The following is a 2507-nucleotide window of genomic DNA, read 5'->3' as shown; positions in this document are numbered from 1 at the left end:
TGTTGGCAGTTGAAGATAAAGAAACCTGAAGGTTATCAAACCAGATTTGATCATTGGAAACTAGAAGGCGTAGATGATTAAATGATAGCCTAAGTAAAAATATATACAACAAGCATTATCAGCAGTAAACCCTCAACTACCACTAAAAAAATACAAAATAGCCTAAGCAAATAAAATAAAAATATATAGAGACCGCCCCAAAAAAGGCGGTTAAAAAATCATTTATGGCTGAAGCCTAAATGATTTATAAAAATGGTTTAACCAAATTATTAGAGTCAGTGCGAGCATCTAGTACAGTCAAAAAAGTATAAGCACCGATAAATTTTCTACTAATAAACATAAACTCTTTGGGCGGTAGGTTAAATTCAAAAGACTGAATCGCTTGTGTTGCATCATTTGAGAGGCGCGTGTGCAGTTTGCTATTAGCCCAAATATAGTGCTGTTGTTCATCCAAGCAATCAGTTGGTATATAAGGGTTTAATGCAGGATTACTAAAGGGTTCGGTAGCAAGTAAAAAAAGTGAAGCAACGTCTGTACGAACCTTATCGCTCATGCTATCGAAGAATTCGTAACCGGTCATAGCGCGCATCATTATCTGGTGGTCATGATAATAACCTGCACGCAATAAATTATGAGCAATCGTCAATAAGTTATCGTCAAACTGACGAATCGCGCCAAAATCTAGTAATATTAGCTTATCAATCTCATCTTCACTGCTCGCTACACGTACAAGATAATTACCAAAGTTTGGATCTGTCTGCATTTCACCCCAGACAAAAATCTCTTGCATCATTATTTCAATAGCTGCCTGCCCGATAGCACTTCGGCGCTCAAGAGGTAATAATTGAAGTGCATCAGAGACCACACTGATACCCGGCTCATAAGACATACAGAGCAAACGTTTGGTTGAGTAGTTGCGATTGATTTTGGGCACGATATAACGAGGGTCATCAAGCAGGCGTTCATAGAACCGCTCCGTTGTGGCAGCTTCTGCTTCGTAGTCAACTTCATGATGAAGTAAGTCGCGTATCTCTTCAAACCAGGTATCAAGTGCGCGGGTTTGCGGTACGATATTACTAACCTTCAATAAGCGCTTGAATAAAGCCAGATCAGAATTAATCGCATCTGCTACCCCCGGATATTGAATCTTTAATACCACTTGCTCACCAGTTGCTATGACGGTTGCACGATGAACTTGGGCTAGGGAGGCTGTACCAATAGGGACGGGATCAACTTGAAGTTCATGCAACTTATTGCCCAATAACTGACGCAAATTTTTCTCGATTTTTGGCCATGCGAGTGTCGCTGTATCATCATTGAGTGTTTGCAGAGCGCGGGTAATCTCCGGTGGTAATATATGCTCACCATAAATCGCTAGCATTTGACCGATTTTTACCACAGAGCCTTTTAATTTGCCAAGCTCTTCTGCCAAATAATGTGCCTGTTCTTCCATAAAAATCTGATTGCGTGCCGTACGTGCTTCTTTGTTAAGAAACATACCTGACACACTATTACCTGCCCAGCGACGACCTATATTTAATGAGGTTTTGGCAATCGACATGCGGCGATCAAAACCTGAGGTTTTTAGATTATCGATAGATTGCTTATTATTAGAAGATCTAGAGGTATTATTTGCCATAGATATCGTCATTTCATCAAGTTGGTATTGATTTGAGGGTAATATACCGACAGTACAAGGGAGATGTGCTATGAATGTACAGAATTGTATCATATAAAGAAGGTGGGTTATGCAGCTTAGCTAAGCTACGTTATTTACTTTGTAATTTTAAATAAACAATGTGAAAGTTCAGGAGTTTTTTTATTATAGAAAAACAGCTTATCAAAAAAACGACCCAGCATCACGCGAGGTCGAATTTGTAAAAATTACTACTACTACTTATAACAGATTAATTTTAAATAGGTTTTTTTAGATGTTTTCGCGAGCAATCGCATGATGACCGATATCACGGCGATAATGAGCACCATCAAAACTGATCGCTGCCGTCACAGCCAATGCTGCTTGCTGAGCATCTGAGATACTATCTGCTAATGCAGTCACACATAATACGCGCCCGCCGTTAGTGACCACTTCTTTTTCATTGTTTGGCGTATCACTATCAGAACTATCACAGAAAGTGGTACCAGCATGAAAGACTTTTACAGACTGTTGATTGTCGCTATTCAATTCTGGCAAGCCAGCAATGACATCATTCTTTGATGAGGTTTCAGGATAACCTTTTGAAGCAATGACAATACCAAGGGCAGGGCGCGCATCCCATTTGGCTTCTGATGGTAATTTACCTGCCAGCCCTTGCTCGACCAAATCGACCATAGAGGATTGTAAACGCATCAGGATAGGCTGCGTTTCTGGATCACCAAAACGACAGTTAAATTCAATCACAAACGGATCGCCGGCAGCATCAATCATAAGTCCGGCATATAAAAATCCAGTGTAAGGGTGACCGGCAGCTTTCATCGCATCAACGACTGGCTGAATCACTTGTGCC

Annotated in this window: 2 protein-coding genes; both read right to left on the bottom strand. The window is 40.4% G+C overall.

Annotated elements, in window-relative coordinates:
- Positions 1 to 244: 244 nt before the first annotated feature.
- Complete coding sequence (locus VLN09_RS04065) at positions 245 to 1639, bottom strand: AarF/ABC1/UbiB kinase family protein (protein WP_325243929.1); 1395 nt, start codon at positions 1637 to 1639, stop codon at positions 245 to 247.
- 288 nt (positions 1640 to 1927) lie between these two features.
- Positions 1928 to 2507: phosphoribosylamine--glycine ligase (locus VLN09_RS04060; RefSeq protein ID WP_325243927.1), on the bottom strand; the 580-nt coding region annotated here is incomplete at its 5' end.

This window comes from Psychrobacter sp., assembly GCF_035469765.1.
Classification (GTDB): Bacteria; Pseudomonadota; Gammaproteobacteria; order Pseudomonadales; family Moraxellaceae; genus Psychrobacter.
Note: the sequence above shows the minus strand (reverse complement) of the source record. Positions and strands in the feature narration are given on the sequence as shown.

Excerpts from the sequence above, each read along its gene's own strand:
- VLN09_RS04065 (WP_325243929.1), bottom strand. The coding sequence starts at position 1,639 with ATGGCAAATAATACCTCTAGATCTTCTAATAATAAGCAATCTATCGAT.